Consider the following 1,563-nt stretch of genomic DNA (forward strand, 5'->3'; position numbering starts at 1 on the left):
AAGGGGAAACCGGCACGACGGTCAAATATCAAAAGACCCGGAGGGGCTTAAAGCCCGAAGGGCTTTGATACCACCTCCATAGGACGCGGTTCAGCACCGCATGGGGGTGGAGGTTCATTCTGTGAAGAGGCACAAAGACATTGAAAAATTGGAGAATTAGAGGTATATTATTGGTTAGTGAAATATAACCATCTTCAATGTACTTTTCGCGGAGCAGGATTCGATTGATTTCGGACCTGCTCTGTTCTCTTTTGGCGGATCAGACAATATACGTACTGCTTTGATATGACAGGAGCATCATGATTGTACAGAAAATTGGAGGAAAACAGGATGGATAAATATCTGAAAATGTTCAAGCCTGCCATGACGAAATGGCTGCGGGATCACTATCCGATCGAGGAAGCGAAAAAACGTTGGAAGAAGACGATATATCTGGATGAAAAATGGATCCGGGAAGAAGGCGATCTGGGCGGGAGGAAGAACCCGATGGCGGACAACATGCTGGAAGCTTATGCCTTCTTCGCTTTTTATGAAGCGGTGGACCGGAACTTTACGGCAGATGATCTGAATTCCCTGATTGATGCGGCAATGGGAAAATCCATTCGCATGCTCTCCCATTTTGATATGAATCGGCTTCTGAAACATAAATGGATCATAGGAGTGATTAACCGATATCTTAACCGTTATAAGAAAAAGGCAGAGAAATACAGAGGAAATAAGTGGGGAAATACCTGGGTGATGCGGATGAATCCGGATGGCCATGACAAGGGTATCGCTTTTGTGTATGATACCTGTCCATTAAATGATTTTGCCAGGAAACATGGTTATCTGGATTTTCTCCCGAACTTATGCTATATCGACCAGATCACCTGCAGTGCAGCCCATGGGAAACTGATCCGGCACAAAACCCTGGCGGACGGGGATGGGGAATGCAACTACTGGATTCTCGGGGATAAAGACCCGGATGCACTGGCGGATGTCGGATCAAAGTAAAGTGTGAGAAAGATACTGACAAAACCAGAGTGTTTGGAGGAGAGCTTATCGGATGATCAGAAAACTTATTATCGAAATACTGATCCTGTGGATTATATATGCACTTTATATGGCAATCCTTGTGCATAAGCGCGGACCTCTCGGCGGTATCTTTTTCTATCCAAAAGTGATGCAGGAGAGAGTGATCGAAATAGGATTGATGACGGAGCGGGAATTAAAAAGACGAAGAACCTTTGCTTATATCCTGCTTCTGGCGTTGATGATTCTGATTCCTGGCTTTATGATCCTGCATATCAATGGAGCGCAGACATATTTTAGCTGCTGCGGGCAGTTCTATGTCCTGTTCCTTGGAGCGGAGTTTTTTGACTGGCTTGTGATTGACACGATCTGGGTGGCTTTGTCTGACTGGTGGATCATCCCCGGGACGGAAGATTTGAACGACACATGGCACAGTGTCCATGTAAAAAAGTGGAAGATGCTGCAGTTGATCCCGTTTTCCATACCGATTTCTGCGATCATCGGTGGGTTGTATTGGGGAATAAGAATCCTGATAAGATGAAAAGCGTAGAA

Annotated in this window: 2 protein-coding genes; both read left to right on the forward strand. The window is 45.4% G+C overall.

Annotated features, from left to right (window positions below; genetic code table 11):
• The first annotated feature begins 303 nt into the window (after positions 1 to 303).
• Entirely contained in the window at positions 304 to 993 is a 690-nt protein-coding gene (locus VZT47_RS10320; RefSeq protein ID WP_330224875.1) for an L-2-amino-thiazoline-4-carboxylic acid hydrolase, read from the forward strand.
• Between the two features lie 52 nt (positions 994 to 1,045).
• Positions 1,046 to 1,552 (forward strand): hypothetical protein, encoded by a 507-nt coding sequence (locus VZT47_RS10325; RefSeq protein WP_330224876.1) that lies wholly within the window; start codon positions 1,046 to 1,048, stop codon positions 1,550 to 1,552.
• Positions 1,553 to 1,563: the final 11 nt, after the last annotated feature.

Source organism: Dialister sp., from assembly GCF_036343215.1.
Classification (GTDB): Bacteria; Bacillota; Negativicutes; order Veillonellales; family Dialisteraceae; genus Dialister.